We start from the raw sequence: 18,497 nt of genomic DNA on the forward strand, positions 1-18,497 counted from the left end.
GAATGGATGAGCTGAAATTCTCGGCTCATTCATTCTTTTTTTCTTTTTCACACTCCTCGGTGTGCCCCCGGGGCGGCGGTTCTAATGAGGTTACGGCCCGCCGTGGTCGTCGCCCGCAAGCACACCACTAACTTTTCTTGACCAATGCGTCACGGTAAAAAAGACAACCACCTGGGCCGGACTACCGCCCACCGCAGCGCCATGCTGTCGAACCTGGCCATCTCGCTGATCCTGCACAAGCGCATCACGACGACGACGGCGAAGGCGAAGGAACTGCGCAAGTACGTAGAGCCTATTCTGACCCGCTCGAAGGAGGACACGACGCACTCGCGCCGTATCGTATTTGCTGAGCTGCAAAACAAAGAAGCCATCAAGGAGCTGTACGGCGAAGTAGCTGGCAAAATTGCTGGCCGTCCGGGCGGTTACACCCGCATCATCAAGTTGAGCGCCGGCCGTGCCGGTGACAACGCTGACATGTGCGTAATCGAGTTGGTGGATTACAACGAAGCTCTGCTGTCGGCTAAGTCGGCTGGCGAAGCTAAGGCTACGACCCGTCGTTCGCGCCGCGGTGGTAAGAAGGAAGGTGCTTCCGCTACGGCTGCTCCCGCTGCTTCGACCACGCAGGTAGAGACGTCGGCTCCGGCTGACACGGCCACCGACACGCTGAAAGAAGGCGAGACCCGCGAAGACAAAACCGAGGAATCGGCTTCGTAATTGCGGCGCCTCGGCGCTTAAATAGCACAACGGGACGGATCCGCAAGGGTTCGTCCCGTTGTCTTTTAGGCCAATCCCGGGTACTTGTGTTTCTTTGCCACCGGGCCCGTGTGGGACGGGCCTTGCTGGCTGATTCCCCGTGGGCAGGTCAGGCCCGACTTTTCACCTTTTCATTCTCCCGATTATGAGCATTATCGCCGCCATCAACGCCCGGCAAATCTTTGACTCGCGCGGTAACCCGACCGTGGAAGTAGACGTGACCACCGACAACGGCGTGGTGGGCCGCGCCGCCGTGCCTTCGGGCGCCTCGACCGGTAAGCACGAAGCCGTGGAGCTGCGCGACGACGATAAGTCGAAGTACATGGGCAAGGGCGTGCTGACGGCCGTGGACAACGTCAACAGCAAAATTGCTGAGGAACTGGTAGGCTTCTCCATCTACGAGCAGAGCCTGATCGACAAGATCATGCTGGAGCTGGACGGGACGCCGAACAAAGCCAACCTGGGTGCCAACGCCATCTTGGGCGTGTCGCTGGCCGTAGCCCGCGCCGCCGCGCAGGAAGCCGGCATGCCGCTGTACCGCTACGTGGGCGGGGTAAATGCTTCGACGCTGCCGGTGCCGATGATGAACATCCTGAACGGCGGCTCGCACGCCGACAACAGCATCGACTTCCAGGAATTCATGATCATGCCGGTGGGGGCCAAGTCCTTCACCGAAGCCATGCGCTGGGGTTCGGAAATTTTCCACAACCTGAAGAACGTGCTCAAGAAGAAAGGCCTGAGCACAAACGTCGGCGACGAAGGTGGCTTCGCGCCGAACATCGAGTCGAACGAAGCCGCTATCGAGGTGGTGCTGCAGGCCATTGAGGCAGCCGGCTATAAGCCCGGCGACGACGTGATGATTGCGCTGGACGCGGCCGCTTCGGAGTTTTACTCGGATGGGCATTATCACTTCAAGAAGAGCTCCGGCGACAAGCTGACGTCGTCGGAAATGGCAAACTACTGGGCTGAGTGGACCCGCAAGTACCCCATCATCAGCATCGAGGACGGCCTGGACGAGGACGACTGGAGCGGCTGGAAGCAGCTGACCGACGCCGTGGGCGACAAAATCCAGCTGGTGGGTGACGACCTGTTCGTGACCAACGTGAAGCGCCTGCAGGAAGGCATCGACAAGGGCGTGGCCAACGCCATTCTGATCAAGGTGAACCAGATCGGCTCGTTGACGGAAACCATCGACGCCATCAACCTGGGCCGCCGCGCCAAGTACAAGAGTGTGATGTCGCACCGTTCGGGTGAAACGGAGGACAGCACCATCGCCGACCTGGCCGTAGCGCTGAACACCGGTCAGATCAAAACCGGCTCCATGTCGCGCTCCGACCGCATGGCCAAATACAACCAACTGCTGCGCATCGAGGAAGAGTTGGGCGAAATTGCCTACTTCCCGGGCCGTAACATGTAATTGCCGGTGTGCCCCATTGGGGGCGTAGGCTGAGGGCCGCAGCTGCTAGCAGCTGCGGCCTTTTCTATTGTTGGTTATGCGAGGGAGGTAAAGTGAGCTATCCGGAGCACGCAAATAATAAGCGCGGCCTGTGCATGCAGTCGCAACTACGGTTAACTTTGAGTTATGCGTTTCTCCGATGTCCTCGCGCGCGTTCCGCGTTTGCTGCGCAGCTTCTACTTCCTGACCGGCATGGCCTTCCTGATGTGGATGCTGCTGTTCGACGCCAACGACCTGCTTAAACAGTATGAGATGTACGACAAATATCAGGAGCTGAAAGAGCAGAAAGAGTACTATACCGGCAAAATAGATGAGGTTAAAAAGGACCGCGCGGAGCTGCTCAGCAGTCCGGAAATGCTGGAAAAGTTTGCCCGGGAGAAGTATGTGATGAAACGCCCTGGGGAAGATGTATTCTTGCTGGTCCCCGCGGAAGAAGAATAAAGCCTTTAGCGCTTTGTCGCTAATATTTTGGAGGTAATTTAGAGCGTGAATTGTCATTCACGCTTTTTTGTGCTTTTCCGGGGCGCCTTAGCCGCTCCGAGTTGCTATTTCTTAACCCTTGATTTCTTTGTCATGAAACACGGATACTCGCGTTTTACATCGTGGGCGTGGTCGGGATTGGTGCTGCTGCTGGCATGGCTCTGGGCCGGGCACAGTCAGGCTCAAAATTATCAGGTGCCCACCTCCGGCACGGCCAGCGTGGCCACGTGCGCCGGCACCATCTACGACGATGGTGGCGCGGCGGGCAATTATGCGGCCAACGCCGACGGCATGACGGTGCTGCGGCCCGCCACGACGGGGAACCGGGTACGGTTGGTGTTTACGGCCTTTGACACGGAGAGCTACTATGACCGGCTTACGATTTACGACGGGGTAGATGCTTCAGCCCCCATCCTGGGCGTGTACGACGGCGTTTCGGGGCCCGGCACCGTGCTGGCCACCAACAGCAGCGGTGCACTGACGTTGCGCTTCGTGAGTGACGGCATCGGCAACTACGCCGGTTTCGCCGCCACCATCAGCTGCGTGCCCATGGCCCCGCTGCCAGACCTGGCGCTGCAGGGGGCCTCGGCCAACCCGCAGTCCGTGGCGGCCGGCAACGCGGTATCGACCAACGTGACCATCCTGAACTCCTCCGTATCGCCGGTCAACAGCAGCGACATCGGTTATTACCTCTCCACCAACAATACGCTCGACGCCAGCGACGTGCTGCTGAACAGCCTAGGCGGCGGCCCGCTGGGCGGCGGGGGAGGCAGCACCCGCTTCAGCAACGTGACGATTCCGGGCGGTACGGCCAACGGCAATTACTTTCTGCTGTTCGTGGCTGATTACCAAGCATTGGTAAACGAGGCCAACGAGCAGAACAACGTGGCTGCGGTGCCCCTGACGGTGGTGCCTCCCGGCGCCGACTTGGTCATCCAGTTTCCTTCGGTGAATCCGGGCACCACCACGGCCGGCGGCCTGATCAACCTGTCGAGCCAGATTACTAACCAGGGCACGACCTTGGCCAGCAGCAGCAATATTGGCTATTACCTCTCTACCAACACCACGCTCGACGCCAGCGACGTGCTGCTGACCACCACCTTGGGCGGGCAGCTGATGCCGCCCTTCGGCCAATCGCGCTATGCCACGGCTACTGTGCCGGCGGGCACGGCCGTGGGCACCTATTACGTACTGTTCGTGGCGGACTACCAAAACCAAGTGGCGGAGGTAAACGAGCAGAATAACGTGGCCTCGCAGCTGCTGACGGTGACCAGCCCGAGCGTGGACCTGGTGGTGCAAACCAGCAGCGCCCCAACGACGACGACGGCTGGCGCCAGCCTCAGCGCCAACGCTTACGTGCTGAACCAAGGCAACACCATCGCCGCCAACAGCTCCCTAGGCGTGTATTTCTCCACGAACTCGACCCTGGATGCGGCCGACCAGTTGCTGTTTGTGAGCCCCGGCGGCTCCATGAGCCCGGGCTTCAGCCAGTACCGCAGCGGCGTGGGCACCGTGCCCACGGGCCTCGCGCCGGGCACGTACTATCTGCTGTTTGTGGCCGACCCGCAGAACCTGGTGGTCGAAACCAACGAAACCAACAACGTGCAGACGCGCACCATCGCGGTGGTGACGCCGGCCGTGGACCTGACTGTGTCGCAACTGTACGTGAGCCCCTCCACGACCACGGCCGGCGGCACGGTATCGGTGCAGGCTTACGTGTACAACCAGGGCAACGCCGCTGCTACACCGTCGCAGCTGGGCTACTACTTGTCTGCCAACACCACGCTCGATGCCAATGACGTGCTGGTGGGTCAGACGAATATCGGCTCGCTGACGGCCGGCAACTACTGGCTGGCCAGCGGTCAGGCCGTCATTCCGACGGGTACCGCGCCGGGCGCTTATTACATGCTCTTCGCGGCCGACCACGCCAACCAGATCAGCGAATCAAACGAGCAGAACAACGTGGGCTGGTATTACGTGACGGTGGTAACGCCGACCGTGGACTTGACTATCTCGCAACCTTACGTGACGCCCTCCACCACGGTAGCCGGCGGCACGGTATCGGCGCAGGCCTACGTGTACAACCAGGGCAATGCGCCGGCCGGTGCCTCGCAGCTGGGATACTACCTCTCGCGCAACACCACGCTCGACGCGAGCGACGTGCCGGTGGGGCAAGCCAGCGTGCAGGCGCTGAACGGCAGCGGTTACTGGATGACAAACGCGCAGGTAACCATTCCGACGGGCACCGCTCCAGGAGCCTACTACATGCTCTTCGCGGCGGACAACCAGAACGCCGTAAGTGAATCAAACGAGCAGAACAACGTCGGGTGGTACTACGTGACGGTGGTGACGCCCTCGGTGGACCTGGCCATTTCGCAGCCCGGCCTGAGCACTAACACCTCGGCGGCGGGCAACACCTTGAATGTGTACGCCTATGTGCTCAACCAAGGCAACACGCCCAGCCCGGCTTCTTCGCTGGGGTACTTTCTTTCCACCAACACCACGCTGGATGCCGGTGACGTGGCGCTGGGGCAGCTAAGCGTGCCGGGCATTTCGGCCAACTATTACCACTACGCCACCAGCACGGTGCAGATTCCGGCTGGCACGCCTGCCGGGGCGTACTTCGTGCTGTTTGTGGCCGACGGCAACAACCAGGTCAGTGAAACCAACGAAAGCAACAACGTGGCTTGGCAGCCGCTGCAGCTGGTGGCCCCGGGTATTGACCTAGTGGTGCAGCAGTGGGGGTTGGCCCGCACCTCGGTGCCGGCCGGCGGCGCCTTGAGCGGCGGCACCTACATCGTGAACTTGGGCACCACCACGGCTGCTAGCAGCCCGGTCGGGTTCTACCTGTCGACCAACGCGACGCTGGATGCGGCCGACGTACTGCTGACCAACGCGACGGGCGGAAGCCTGGGCGCCGGCCAGTCGAGCCTGCGGTCTACCACTTTCACCGTGCCGGTGGGCACCACGCCCGGCGCATACTTTGTGTTGTTCGTGGCCGATCCGCAGAACGCTGTGGCAGAAACCAACGAAAACAACAACGTGGGCAACTCCCCGCTGACCGTGACCGGACCTTTCAACGGCACGGTGGTGCCTTTCAACAGCACAGCCTCGCTCACCAGCTGCGGCACCACGGTGTACGACCACGGCGGCACCAGCGACTACGCCGACTACGCCAACGGCTCGCTGACCATCACGCCGGGCACGGCCGGCGCCCGGGTGCGCATCACCCTGACCGCGTTCAGCACGGAGTCGGGCTACGATTACCTGCGCATATACGACGGCCCGAGCACCAGCAGCCCCCTGCTCGGTTCCTACACGGGCTACGCAGCCACGGGTACCAGCCACACGGCAACCAACGCCGCCGGGGTGCTCACCATTCAGTTCACCAGCGACGGCAGCGTGGTGTCGAGTGGCTTTGAAGCCACAGTATCCTGCGTAGGCGGGGGCGGAGGCACCGGGGCCGCCGATCTGCTGGTGCAGCAGCCCAGCGCTTCGCCGCTTACCGTCAGCGCCGGCTCGCCCATGGGCGTGGGCGCAACCATCCGCAACCAGGGTACGGCCGATGCCGCCAACAGCAACGTGGGGTACTTCCTCTCGACGAACACCACGCTGGATGCTGGCGATGTGCAGATCGGAACCAGCTCCGGCGGTATGCTGGCCGCTGGTGCCAGTGCTACCCGTACGGGCTCGTTTGCGGTGCCGGCGGCTACGCCTGCAGGGGTGTACCGCCTCTTGGTGGTAGCCGATCCGCAGAATGCGGTGGCGGAAAGCGACGAGCAGAACAACGTGTTGGTGTACGCCAGCTCCATCACCGTAACGGCGGCCGGCACTGATTTGGCTGTGTCGAACCTAACGGTACTGCCCTCGCCGGCGGTGGCAGGCGGCAGCATCGCGGTGACGTGCTTCCACGAAAACGCCGGCACGGCCTCGGCCGCTGCCCACAGCGTGGGCGTGTACCTGTCGGCCGACAACGTATTCTCGGCCAACGATGTGGTGCTGGCCACGAGCTCCGCAGCCGCCATGGCTCCCAGCTTTGGGATGACGCGCGTGCTAACCGGGGTTCAGATTCCGCTGGGCACCACGCCGGGCAACTACTTCGTGCTGTTTGTGGCCGACCCGCAGAATGCCGTTACGGAGGCCAACGAACAAAACAACGTGGCCAGCCGGGCGCTACGGGTAGATCCGGCCTTGGCTGTGCGGGAGCAGGCCGGGGGCTATGCCGTCAACCTGCTGCCCAACCCCACGGCTACCGGAGCATTTGAAGTGCGCTTCGACGGCATGGGCGTAACGGCGCCGGTGGAGCTGACGCTGCTCAACAGCCTCGGCCAGGAAGTGCGCCGTCAGTCGCTCTCCTTGCGCGGAGCTTCGGCACGGGCGGTGTTCAGCACCCAACAGCTCAGCCACGGCGTGTACACGCTGCGCATCACGGGCAAAAACCTAAACGTGACCCGCCGCGTGGTAGTGGAATAAGCGACTCCGCCTGATTCGCTGCGGCCCCGGCCCGAAACCCTGCGTTTCGGAGGCCGGGGCCGCTTGGTTTGGGGGAAGTCCCGGCACTTTGGCCCGATGCGTGCGTTTAGGTTACGTATGAGCTTTCGACTACAACGAGGACGGCAGTTGGGCTGCGCGCTGCTACTGGCTGTACTGGCAGCATTGCCGCTGGCCGCGCAGGCCACGCCGCCCGCGCAGGCGTACATTGCCCGCCAGTTTCTGCTGGCTGTGCTGCAGGGCCGTTTTGCCTCGGCTTACCAGCTGCTGGCCCCGGAAGCGCGGGCGGGCGTGAGCCCGGCGCAGTTTGAGCAAGTCGCCCAGCCGCTCTACCAGCGCGGGCAACGGGCGGGAGCGGCCATCGAGCTGTACCGCTTGGGCCTGCGGCTCGGCGAAAACGACGATAACCGCTGGTTCTACGCCTTCACCTTCAAAAGCGACTCGGCGGCCACGGCGCCCGTGCAGCTCGACGTGACTTTTCGGGATTCCACCGCCACGCGGGTGCTGGAATTTCGGGTGGTGCCCGGCAAGGTGCGCTAAGCAAGGGCTAGACCACGAGGGCCCGGCACCGGCAGCCAGATATGGCAGTCGGTACCGGGCCCTTAGCTGTTCAAGGACGTCGCTAAATGGCCGGGTCGGCGGGCGTGTTTGCGTTGTTCACGCGTTCCTGCTGGGGGTAAGGGTAGAAGTTGCGGTTGCGCTCGGTGAGGCTGCCGGGCGGCGCCGGGCGGCCAAAGCGGCGGCTGTCATCCAGCCGCAGGCCGGAAAGGTAGAGCTCGGCGCTGCGCTGCTTGTACACCTCCAGCAGCAGGTCGGCGGCGGTGACCGGGCCGCTGTAGGCCGGCAGGTTTGCGTGCACGCCCCACGGGTCGCCGGTGGCCTGGGTGCGCACGGCGTTGATGTCGGTCAGCGCCGCGGCGAGGTTAGGCGTGGCAGCCCGCAGGTTGGCCTCGGCCCGGATCAGCCGCATCTCATCGGGCAGGTAGGCCGGAATGGAACTGCCAATGGCCCCGAAGAAGCCCGCCAGCGTGCGGATGTTGTCGGTGCTGCCGTTGTTGGCATCGACTACCACGGGGCCCGCGAGGTAAAACGCCAGCCGGCCGTCGTTGGGCTCCACCAGGCTGGCTGGCAGCCCGAACCGGTCGCGGGGCCGGAAGTTGGTGCCGGGCAGGGCTGTGAACTGGTACACCGGATTCGGATTCTGGGCTGAGTAGGTAAAGCCCGAGCGCACCGTCAGGTTCACTTGGTTGGCAGCAGCCAGAGCGGCGGCGTAGTTGCCGGCCATCAGGTTGAAGCGGGCCCGGTACGCCTGCACGGTATTGGGCAGGTTAAAATCTGGGCCGAGCACTTGCGTGTTGAACTCGGCCGACGGCGGATTGGCCGCCAGCTCCTGCGCAGCTTGATCGAGCAGGCTGATGGCCTGCTGCAGTAGCTCCTGCCGCGACACGAAGGCGGGCGCCTCGCCCGTAGTCAGCGGCCCCTGCTCGAAGCCCAGGGCCACGCCGGCCAGCGCGGCGGCTTTAAACAGGTACGCGTGCGCCAACACGCCGCTGCGGGCGGCCGCATCGGTAGCCAGCACCGTGGGCGCGGCCCCGATCAGACGGTCGGCCACGGCCACCACGCGGTAGTTGCGGGCAAACAGGGCTGAGGTGTTGGCGTTGCTGGGCGAAAGCTGTGCGCCACCCTGCTCCAGCTCGGTGATGTTGAAGAACGTAGTGATGCCCTTCAGCTCGCGGCTGGTGGTGCCGGTGGTCAGGATGATGGGCTCCAGCGCCGAAGTGGAGTACAGCTGCCGCAGGCCCACGCTCAGGGCAAACACCCCTTCGCGGGTGCTCAGGGTTTGCTGGTCGGCGGCGGCGTTGGGGTTCGGCAGGTCCAGCTTGCAGGCACCGAGGCCGAGCAGCGCGCTCAGCAGGGGGGCTGCCAGCCAGCGCAGCCGGGGTCGAATGGAAGTCATATCGTGAGGGAAGAAAAGCCGGAGACTAGTTAAAACGACGCGTTGAAGCCCACCGTGACGGTGCGCGGGATGGGCACCTCCACGAAATCGAAGCCGCGCACGGCGTTGCTCTGGCCGGCGGCGTTGACTTCCGGGTCGTAGCCCGAGTAGTCGGTGATGACCCACAGGTTGCGCCCTGTCAGGGAGAAGCGCAGCTCCCGCATGCCCAGGAACTGCGGGCGCAGCAGGTAGCTTACCGAGGCTTCGCGCAGCTTGATGAAGGAGCCATCCTCAATCCACACGTCGAAGGTGTTGTAAGTAGCCGTGCTGCTGCCTTTGGGCACCTCGCCGCGCAGCTCCCGCTCGTAGCGGGCCAGGCCACCGAAAATGTCGCGTGAGCCCACGCGCTGCGTGAAGTTGAACACGTCGAAATCCTGCTGGGTATCGAACTGCACCCGCAGCGTGAGGCGGTTTTGCCACAGGCCCACCTCGTTGATGAGCGAGGCCACGTAAGCCGGGTTCGGGTCGCCGAGCACGCCGTTGACCAAGTTGCCCGAGGGTTGCCCGTCGGCACCGCGCTGCGGCGTATTGGGGGCGCCAAAGGTGCCCTGAATGCCCCGCTCGCGCTGCGGCAGCGGCACGGGCGCGGCGGCCGTGGGCCGCGTCAGCAGCAGGGTGCCGTCGGGGTTGCGGGCCGAATACGTGCCGTAGTAGGTGCCCAGGGGGTAGCCCTCCACGGCTGCCACCAAGCCGAAACCGTTCGGGAAGGTTACCAGCCCGTTCGGAATGTTGGTAATGCGGTTGCGGTTGCGCGTGAAGGTGCCGGTAATGTTCCAGCGCACTTTCTCGCCCTGCACTGGGGCGGCCCGCACCAGCAGCTCCAGGCCGCGGTTGCGCATGTTGCCCACGTTGTCGAAGCGGGTGCTGAAGCCTGAGCTAAAGTTCAGGTCGCGCTGCAGCAGCAGGTCCTGCACGCGCTTGTCGTAGTACGAAAACTCGAGGCCGAGCCGGTCACCCAGAAAACTCACGTCGACGCCGGCTTCAAACTCCTTTTGCCGCTCGGGCTTCAGCTCGTTGTTGCCCTGCAGGGTGGAAGTGACCAGCCCCGGCAGGGTCCCCACCACCACCGGGTCGAAGTTGGTAAACCGGTCGTAGGGTCCGATGGCGGTGAGGTTGCCGGCCTCGCCGTAGGAAGCGCGCAACTTGAGCTGCGGTATAGCGGTGGCCAGCGGCCCGTTTTGCCAGAAGCTCTGGTCCGACAATACATAGGAGGCGCTGAGCTTGGGATAGTACTGCGTGCGGCTGTCGGCCCCGTACACCGAGGCCGCATCCACGCGCAGGGCCCCGGTCAGGAACACGCGGTTGTAGAGCCCGACCGTTTGCTGCACGAAGGCCCCGCGGATGGTGCGCTCGGTGCGCAAATCGCCCAGGGAGCGGGGCACCGGCACCTGGGGCGTGCCGCTGGCGGTGGTTTGGATAACGGGTGAAAGGGTAATGGTTTGCTGGCCCGTCTGGAAGCCTTGCTCAAACTGCAGCGTGCCGCCCACGGTGGTGGTGCTGGCCAGCCACTCGCCCACCTCGCGGCGGTAGCTCAGCGTCAGGTCGTTGTTGACCAGAAACGCCGTGCGGTCGGCGCGGCGGGCCAGGCCGGTGCTGTAGGTCGGCGCGGTGCTGTTCGTCGGGATAAAGCCTGTGGCCACCTGCGTGCTGGCATCGTAGCCGAGCACGTAATCCACTGTGAAGCCGGCAAACGGCGTCAGGTTCAGCTGCGCGTCGCCAATGAAGCGGGAGGTGCGCTGCCGGAAGTCGAAGCGGTCCACGGCCTCCAGCGGGTTGGTGCGGGCGATGTTGGCGGCCGTGCTGGGGTAGCGGCCGGTCACCGGGTCGCGCTGCGGGTCGATGTAGTTGTTGGCGAAGATGAAGCCCGTCAGCGCGCCGTAGGCCTCGTTGATGCCGCCGTTGGGCACCTCGCGGCTCTGGCTGATGGAGTAGTTGGCCCCCAGGCTCACGCTGGCCTTGCTGCCCAGCGTCTGCTGCAGGCGAAGGCGCCCGCCGCCGCGGTTGAAGTCGGTGTTCTCCACGATGCCCTGGTTGCGGAAGTAGTTGCCGGAGGCAAAGTACTTCGTGCCCGAGGCCCCGCCCGTCACCGAAACGTAGTTGTCGGTACCGATAGCCGTGCGGAAAATGTCCTTCTGGTAGTCGTAGCGCTGCACCGGTACCTGCGTCAGGTCGGCGTTGTTGGTGTTGACGAACCGGAACGGATACTCGTTGTAGTCGAGCGTCTTGCGGATCTGCGAGGTCAGAAACTGCGACGACACGGTCACCTGCGGCTTGCCTTCCTGCCCGCGCTTGGTGAAAATCTGCACCACGCCGTTGGAGGCCCGCGAGCCGTAGATGGCCGCCGCCGCCGCGCCCTTAATCACCTCCACCCGCTCGATGTCGTTGGGGCTGATGTCGACGAGGCGGTTCTGGGCGTAGCCGCCCAGGTCCAGCAGCTGCGGGGAGTCGTTGTTCACGATGACCCCGTCGATGATGTACAGCGGGTCGGAGGAGCCCGCCACAGTGCTCGGGCCGCGCAGGCGCACGGAGATGCCGCCGGCAGGGTTGCCCGAGTTCTGGGTTATCTGCACGCCGGCAAACTTACCCTGCAGGGCCTGGTCGATCTGCGTGGGCACGGAGGTGCGCAGCTCCGCCCCGCTGACGGTGGCAATGGTGTTGCTGAGCTGCCGCTTGCTCGTGGCCACCGACGTGCCGGTAACCACCACGTCGTTCAGGCGCACCAGGTCTTCGCTCAGCGCCACGTCGGCCTGCACGGTGGTTTCGGCGGCCAGCGTCACGGCGCGGCGCAGCGGGCGGTAGCCCACCACGCTCACCTCCAGCTGGTAGGTGCCCGGAGCCAGCGAAGCCACCAGTTCGTAGTTGCCGTCGGCGTTGGTGGAGGCGCCGAGCACGGTGTTGAGCAGGCGCACGGTGGCGCCGGGCAGCGCGTCGTTGCGGGTCGCATCCACCACGCGGCCGCGAATGGTGTAGCGCGTCTGGCCTTGGGCCAGCAGGCCAGCGGCTGGCAGCAGCCACAGCAGCAGGCCCAGCAGGGCCGCACGGAATGTTCGCCCCCACCTGGCGGGAGAGTATAGGTTGAGCATAGGGCATGGTTGTTTGGGTGTGGGAAACACCAGCCCGCTTCATCAGCCGGGCTGATGAGGAAAATATAGCAAAATAAAGACGCCTTTGTGCTTGCCGGCTTTAGCCGGGCAGCGAGATTTTACCCATGTGCACCGCCGGCACCCGCTGCCGCCCGGCCCCGATGGCCACGGCCGAGCCGGCCAAGGCCTCGTTGGCCAGCACCGCAAACAGCACCGCCTCCTTGGCATCGGGCGCCACGCCGAGCGCCTGCGTGTCGGCGAACCGGCACGCGGGCAGCCGCCGCCGGATGGCCTGCATCAGCGTGGGGTTGTGCATACCGCCGCCGCTGCTGTACACCGCCGCCTGCGGCCGCGGTCCGAACGCCCGCTGCACGGCCCGTACAATGCCCTCAGCACTGAACTCGGCCAGCGTAGCCAGCAGGTCGTTGGGCGCAAGGTCGGTGGTGCCGCTGCGCTGCTGCGCGGCGCGCACGTAGTCCGGGCTAAACAGCTCGGGGCCGGTGGTCTTGGGCAATTCGGCCGCGAAAAATGGATGGTCCAGCAGTGCCGCGAGCAGGCCCGCGTCGGGGGTGCCGGCGGCGGCGAACTGCCCGTCCGGGTCGAAGCTATGCGCGGGGTACAACTCGCGCACGAAGGCGTCGAGCAGGGTGTTGCCGGGGCCTACGTCGGTGCTGAACACCCGCGCCGCGTCGAGGGAAGCGGGCAGGTAGGTGAAGTTGGCAATGCCGCCGAGGTTGAGCAGCAGCCGGTCCTCGTCGGGGCTGGAAAAAAGCAGGTAGTCGCCGTACACCGCCAGCGGGGCGCCTTCGCCGCCGGCAGCAATGTGCTTCTGCCGAAAGTCGCTGAGCGTGATGAGGCCGGTGCGCACGGCCACGTGGTCCCCGTCGCCGAGCTGCAGGGTGGCGTTCAGCGGATACTCCGGCCGCTGGTGCTGGTGCTGCGGGGCATGGTACACCGTCTGCCCGTGGCTGGCCACTGCGTCGACCTCGGTCGGCGCGATGCCCCAGGCCTGCAGGCTGTCGAGCACCAGCTGCCCGTGCAGGGTGCCGATCCACGCGTTCAGCAGCGTGAGTTCCTCCAGCGACACCTCCGCCCGGGCAAACACCCGGCGGATGCGCAGGCGCACGTCGTCGGGGTAGGGGACGGTGGTGAACTGCTCCAGCGTCAGCCGCGTGGCCGCGCCGCTGCCCTCCAGGCGGCACAGGGCCACGTCGAGGCCGTCGAGCGAGGTGCCGGACATCAGGCCGATGAGGCGGCGGCTGGGTTGCTGGGCGATGTGGAGCAGGCGGGCCAGGTGCGGATTCATGTCGGTGAAGGTAGTGCGTTGGGGCGGGCCAAGTATATTCGTTCCTGTTAATTGTCTGCCGCTATGCCTCCTAAAACACCTCTCGCCGACTTGCCCCTGGTTGCGGCCGCCAACCGCGACGAGTGGCGCCAGTGGCTGCTGGAGCACCACGCCACCGCCGCCGGCGTCTGGCTGGTATACCACAAGAAAGGGAGCGGGCGGCCCAGCATCAGTTGGGCCGAAGCCGTGGAGGAGGCGCTGTGCGTGGGCTGGATCGACTCGAAGACCGTGAGCCTCGACGCGCAGCGCTACAAGCAAGTATTTACGCCGCGCAAGCCCCGCAGCGTGTGGTCGAAGATCAATAAGGCGACCCTCGAACGGCTGCAGGCCGCGGGCCGGATGCTGCCCGCCGGACTGCGCGCGGTAGAAGTAGCCCAGCAGAACGGCTCGTGGTCGGCCATCGACTCGGCGGAAAACCTGGAGGTGCCCGCCGACTTGGCCGCAGCCCTGGCCGCCGACGAAACGGCCGCGCGCCACTTCGCGGCCCTCAGCCCTTCGCGCCGCAAGATGTACCTGCAGGGGCTGCTGGCCGTGAAGCGCCCCGAAACCCGCGCCCGCCGCATTGCCGACATCATGCAGCAGGCGCGGCAGACGCCGCCCAAGACGCGGAAGGGCGGCCCGGCGGCCACCGACGCGGCGGCGAAGTAGGGCGGGTCGCGGTCGGGTTTAAGCTTTTTGGCCGCAGCGCGGTTATACACCCTACGGCACTTGCCGATTAGCTTCCAACCATCCTTCTACTACTACACCATGGCCGACACGACCAACACCGCCACCACCCCCGCGCAAACCTTCGCCCTCGGCGGCGACCTGACCATCAACCGCATGGGCTACGGCGCCATGCGCATCACCGGCGAAGGCATCTGGGGGCCGCCCCAGGACCACGACGAAGCCATCCGCGTGTTGCGCCGGGCCGTGGAGCTGGGCATCAACTTCATCGACACGGCCGACAGCTACGGCCCGAACGTGTCGGAGGAGCTGATTGCCGAAGCCCTGCACCCGTACCCCCAGGACCTGGTCATCGGCACCAAGGGCGCGCTGCTGCGCACCGGCCCCAACGAGTGGCCCATCGACGCGAGCCCCAAGCACTTGGAAGAGGCCCTGCACGGCAGTCTCAAGCGCCTGCGCCAGGAGCGCATCGACCTGTACCAGCTGCACCGCATCGACCCGAACGTGCCCGCCGAGGAAAGCTTCGCGTGGCTGCAGCGCAACCAGCAGAAGGGCCTGATTCGCCACATTGGCCTCTCGGAAGTCACCGTGGAGCAAATCAAGATGGCCCAGGAGTTTTTCCCCGTGGTGTCGGTGCAGAACATGTATAGCGTGGACAACCGCAAGTGGGAAGCCGAGCTAGACTACTGCGAGCAGCACAACATTGCTTTCATTCCGTGGTACCCGCTGTCCGGCGGCAACCAGGACGCGCTCAACAAGCTCACCGGCATTGGCCAGCGCCTCGGCGCCAGCCCGCAGCAGGTGGCCCTGGCTTGGCTGCTGCACCGCGCCCCCAACATCCTGCTCATCCCCGGCACCTCCAAGGTGAAGCACCTGGAAGAAAACGTGAAAGCCGCCGACCTGCAGCTGACCGCCGAGGACTTGGCCGCACTGGATCAGCTGGGCTAGGCCTGACTGACAGTGCGCATTTGTCAACAATTTTTCGACAACTCCATTATTGTTTGCAAAATGTATCAACAATAATGAGGTTTTCGGAGAATAGTTGACAAAAAAGTGGCCCAGTTCTACTGCCTTGGGATTCGGTCACTGCCTGTAACGCAACGGCCCCGCAACGCGATGTTGCGGGGCCGTTTTCGTACGACGCCAAGCCGGGCTTAAATGATCTTCTTGCCCGACATGGCCTGCTTGATGCTGATCTGCATCACGCGCTCGGCGAAGGGCCGCGTCAGCTCCTCCAGGTCGTCGACGGCGCGGTAGATCAGGTCCTTGTCGCCCGAGGTAAGCGTCTGGCGCAGCACGTCGGCCTTCTGGCGCGTCTGCGTAATTTCCTCCTCCGTCAGGTGCTGCCCATTGTTCTGCACAAAGCGGTCCACCTGATAAAGCATCTGCTCGGCGGCGGTGCGCGCCTCAATGACCATGCGGGCGGCCACGTCGTCCTTGGCGTGGGTCAGGGAGTCCATCAGCATCTGCTCCACCTGCTCGTCGGTGAGGCCGTACTGGGGCTTGATTTCCACGCTCTGCTGGGTGCCCGAGCGCAGCTCAATGGCCTCCACTTTCAGAATGCCGTCGGCGTTCAGAATGAAGTTGACGTCGATTTTGGGCAAACCGGCGGGCATGGCCGGGATGCCGCGCAGGTCGAACTCGGCCAGCTTGCGGTTTTCCTTCACCAGGTCCCGCTCGCCCTGAAACACTGAAATCTTCATGTTCACCTGTCCGTCCACCGAGGTGGTGTACTGGCGGCCGGCCTTGGTCGGAATCTTGGAGTTGCGCGGAATGATGGGGTCCATCAGCCCGCCCATCGTCTCGATGCCCAAGGTGAGCGGCGTCACGTCGAGCAGCAGGATGTCGCGGCGGTTGCCGGCCAGGATGTCGGCCTGGATGGCGGCGCCCAGGGCCACCACCTCGTCGGGGTTGAGCGAGGCGTTGGCCGGCTGCCCAAAGAACTCCGACACCGAGTCGTAGACCAGCGGCACGCGGGTGGAGCCGCCCACCAGCAGCACCGCGTCGAGCTGGTCGGCTGTGAGCTTGGCGTCGCTCAGGGCGCGGCGGCAGGCGTCGATGGTGCGCTGCACCAGCGGGCGAATCAGCTCGTCGAGCTCCTGGCGGTTCAGCGTGAGGTTGTTGGCTGCGTCGAGCTGGGCGCCGAACAGGTCCTGGTCGGAAAGGTAGCGCTTGGCCTGCTCGGCCAGCAGGCGCAGGCGCTGCTTGAGCTGCGGGCTGTCGGCCACGGCTTGCTGCAGCTCGTGGCGGTGAATCCAGTGATTGGCGATGGCCCGGTCGAAGTCGTCGCCGCCGAGGTAAGTGTCGCCGTTGGTCGAGAGCACCTCGAAGATGCCCTGGTGCAAACTCAGGATGCTGATGTCGAAGGTGCCGCCGCCGAGGTCGTACACGGCCACAGTCTTCTCCTCGTCGGGGTTCAGCCCGATGCCGTAGGCCAGCGCGGCGGCCGTCGGCTCGTTCACGATGCGCAGCACCTCCAGCCCGGCCAGGCGACCGGCGTCGCGGGTGGCCTGGCGCTGCGAGTCGTTGAAGTAGGCCGGCACGGTGATGACGGCCTTGTTGACGGGTGTCTTGAGGGCGTGCTCGGCGCGGGCGCGCAGCTCCTTCAGGATTTCGGCCGACAGCTCGATGGGGGAGTGGAAGCGGTCCTGTACCCGGATTTTGACCAGGCCTTCGGAATCGTCGTCGATGACCTTGTAGCCCAGGTCGCCGGCGTGGTTGCCCAAGTCGCGGTACGATTTGCCGAGCAGGCGCTTCACCGAGTAGATGGTGCGCTCTGGGGCGGTTTCGAGGTAATCCTTGGCCTCCGTGCCCACGATGGGCGCCGAGTCGTCGGCCGGAAAGTGCACCACCGAGGGCACGATGGTGCCGCGGCCCTGGTCGTTGATGGCAATGGGCTGCCGCGACTCCGGGTGAATGTAGGCGACGAGGCTATTGGTGGTACCCAGGTCGATGCCGACGATGATTTCCTCCTGCTGGAGGGCGCCGGTCGATAGGTTGATGGAAACTTTGGCCATATTGAATGCTCAGAACGCAGCCCGCCACGCGGGCTGCCGCGCCGGGGCGCAAAAGTACAACGGAATCGGCCGCCGGGTCGGGGCCGTCGAATCATCACCGCGTATGCGCAGCACAACAGGAACAATTGGGCTTGGGTTATCCCTGCTGCTGGCGGTTTGGGCCTGCCAGCCGTCGGTAACGGCGGAAACCGCGCTGCCCGCCGCGGCACCGGCGCGCTCCACGGCCCTGACTACTACGCAACCCGCGGCCCCGAAGCTATTGCCGGGCTTGCCCGATTCGCTGCAGCCCCGGCCGCTGCCGCCGCTGCCCGGCCTGCCCGATTCTGTGCGGCGCGCGGTGCAGGCGCTGCACGCGGCCCTGGGCCCCGAGGCCGGTACGCTGCGCCCCGCCGTGCTGGAGCGCGCTTACGTCGGTTACCACAACCTGCGCCGGGCCGGGCGCCTGCGCGGCCCCCGGGTGTTAGCCGTCGCCGATATGGAGCTGCCCTCGTCTGCGCCGCGCCTCTGGGTTATCGACCTGCGGCGTGGGCGCCTGCTGCACCACAGCCACGTGGCGCACGGCCGCGGCTCGGGCGGCCTGCGCGCCCGCCGCTTCTCCGACCGCCTCAAGTCGGCCTGCACGGCGCTGGGCTTCTACCGCACGGGCGGCACTTACCAAGGCAAGCACGGCCTTTCGCGGCGCCTGCACGGCCTTGACAAGGGGCAGAACGGCAACGCCATGGACCGCTACGTGGTGCTGCACGCCGCCGATTACGTCAGCGCCGAGTACCTGCGGCAGCACGGGCAGCTGGGCAACAGCCGCGGCTGCCCCGCCCTGCCTCCCGCGCAGTACCGGGGCATCATCGGCACCCTGGAAGCCGGGAGCTGCCTCTTTATCCACGGTGCGACGGCCGGTTACAGCTCTGCGTATCTGCCGGCGGACGAGCCTGAGGCCTCGCCCCTGAACTCCTAAGCGGAAGGAGAAATAAGAACTTATCCTTATTAAAAGTGTAGCCCTTGGCCACTGGGGTAAAAAAAATATGGCAAATAATTACAATAAATGAACTTTCTTAAATCCATCCTTGGACCAGCCTCGTATGTGCTGGTGAATCGGTAAAAATACGTAGCCGTAAGTAGGTAGCTGCGTGCTTTTTCTGAGGTGATTCGCTCTCTTAAAGCGGAATATATAATTACTGGTTGGGCTCAGGAGCGGGCTGTACGAGCACCCGAA

The 18,497-nt window shown here is 64.7% G+C and carries 12 protein-coding genes; 8 read left to right on the forward strand and 4 right to left on the reverse strand.

What is annotated here, in order from left to right; translation table 11 throughout:
* Nucleotides 1-144: 144 nt before the first annotated feature.
* The 5 genes from rplQ to ACYVKQ_RS07480 all read left to right on the forward strand — a co-directional run bounded on the left by rplQ (nt 145) and on the right by ACYVKQ_RS07480 (nt 7,720).
* Nucleotides 145-714, forward strand: coding sequence for a bL17 family ribosomal protein (gene rplQ / locus ACYVKQ_RS07460; protein WP_460577189.1), 570 nt, complete (start codon nt 145-147; stop codon nt 712-714).
* A 184-nt stretch (nt 715-898) separates the two neighbouring features.
* Nucleotides 899-2,170: a phosphopyruvate hydratase gene (gene eno / locus ACYVKQ_RS07465; RefSeq protein WP_460577191.1), complete on the forward strand. Its 1,272-nt coding sequence runs from the start codon at nt 899-901 to the stop codon at nt 2,168-2,170.
* Between the two features lie 165 nt (nt 2,171-2,335).
* The gene (locus tag ACYVKQ_RS07470) at nt 2,336-2,650 is read left to right on the forward strand and encodes an FtsB family cell division protein (RefSeq protein ID WP_460577193.1); all 315 of its coding nucleotides are present in this window, start codon (nt 2,336-2,338) and stop codon (nt 2,648-2,650) included.
* Nucleotides 2,651-2,782: 132 nt separating this feature from the next.
* Complete coding sequence (locus tag ACYVKQ_RS07475; RefSeq protein ID WP_460577195.1) at nt 2,783-7,162, forward strand: CARDB domain-containing protein; 4,380 nt, start codon at nt 2,783-2,785, stop codon at nt 7,160-7,162.
* A 117-nt stretch (nt 7,163-7,279) separates the two neighbouring features.
* The gene (locus ACYVKQ_RS07480) at nt 7,280-7,720 is read left to right on the forward strand and encodes a hypothetical protein (protein ID WP_460577197.1); all 441 of its coding nucleotides are present in this window, start codon (nt 7,280-7,282) and stop codon (nt 7,718-7,720) included.
* Nucleotides 7,721-7,802: 82 nt separating this feature from the next.
* On the opposite strand, the gene ACYVKQ_RS07485 is transcribed toward ACYVKQ_RS07480, so the two are convergent.
* The 3 genes from ACYVKQ_RS07485 to ACYVKQ_RS07495 all read right to left on the reverse strand — a co-directional run bounded on the left by ACYVKQ_RS07485 (nt 7,803) and on the right by ACYVKQ_RS07495 (nt 13,565).
* Nucleotides 7,803-9,137: a RagB/SusD family nutrient uptake outer membrane protein gene (locus tag ACYVKQ_RS07485; protein ID WP_460577199.1), complete on the reverse strand. Its 1,335-nt coding sequence runs from the start codon at nt 9,135-9,137 to the stop codon at nt 7,803-7,805.
* 29 nt (nt 9,138-9,166) lie between these two features.
* Nucleotides 9,167-12,259 carry a SusC/RagA family TonB-linked outer membrane protein gene (locus ACYVKQ_RS07490; protein ID WP_460577201.1) on the reverse strand — a complete coding sequence of 1,031 codons (3,093 nt, stop codon included), beginning with the start codon at nt 12,257-12,259 and terminating at the stop codon, nt 9,167-9,169.
* A gap of 100 nt (nt 12,260-12,359) precedes the next feature.
* Nucleotides 12,360-13,565, reverse strand: a complete 1,206-nt coding sequence (locus tag ACYVKQ_RS07495) for an anhydro-N-acetylmuramic acid kinase (RefSeq protein ID WP_460577203.1) — start codon at nt 13,563-13,565, stop codon at nt 12,360-12,362.
* Nucleotides 13,566-13,655: 90 nt separating this feature from the next.
* Here ACYVKQ_RS07495 and ACYVKQ_RS07500 point away from each other — a divergent pair, with 90 nt between their 5' ends.
* Both ACYVKQ_RS07500 and ACYVKQ_RS07505 read left to right on the forward strand, forming a co-directional pair.
* Nucleotides 13,656-14,252: a YdeI/OmpD-associated family protein gene (locus ACYVKQ_RS07500; RefSeq protein WP_460577204.1), complete on the forward strand. Its 597-nt coding sequence runs from the start codon at nt 13,656-13,658 to the stop codon at nt 14,250-14,252.
* Between the two features lie 99 nt (nt 14,253-14,351).
* On the forward strand, nt 14,352-15,218 hold the full coding sequence (locus ACYVKQ_RS07505) for an aldo/keto reductase (protein ID WP_460577206.1): 867 nt from the start codon (nt 14,352-14,354) through the stop codon (nt 15,216-15,218).
* Nucleotides 15,219-15,424: 206 nt separating this feature from the next.
* Here the strand turns inward: ACYVKQ_RS07505 and hscA are convergent, their stop codons facing one another.
* On the reverse strand, nt 15,425-17,287 hold the full coding sequence (gene hscA, locus ACYVKQ_RS07510) for a Fe-S protein assembly chaperone HscA (protein ID WP_460577208.1): 1,863 nt from the start codon (nt 17,285-17,287) through the stop codon (nt 15,425-15,427).
* A gap of 268 nt (nt 17,288-17,555) precedes the next feature.
* Here hscA and ACYVKQ_RS07515 point away from each other — a divergent pair, with 268 nt between their 5' ends.
* Nucleotides 17,556-18,239 (forward strand): murein L,D-transpeptidase catalytic domain family protein, encoded by a 684-nt coding sequence (locus ACYVKQ_RS07515; RefSeq protein ID WP_460577210.1) that lies wholly within the window; start codon nt 17,556-17,558, stop codon nt 18,237-18,239.
* Nucleotides 18,240-18,497: the final 258 nt, after the last annotated feature.

It is taken from the genome of Hymenobacter coalescens (genome assembly GCF_054783195.1).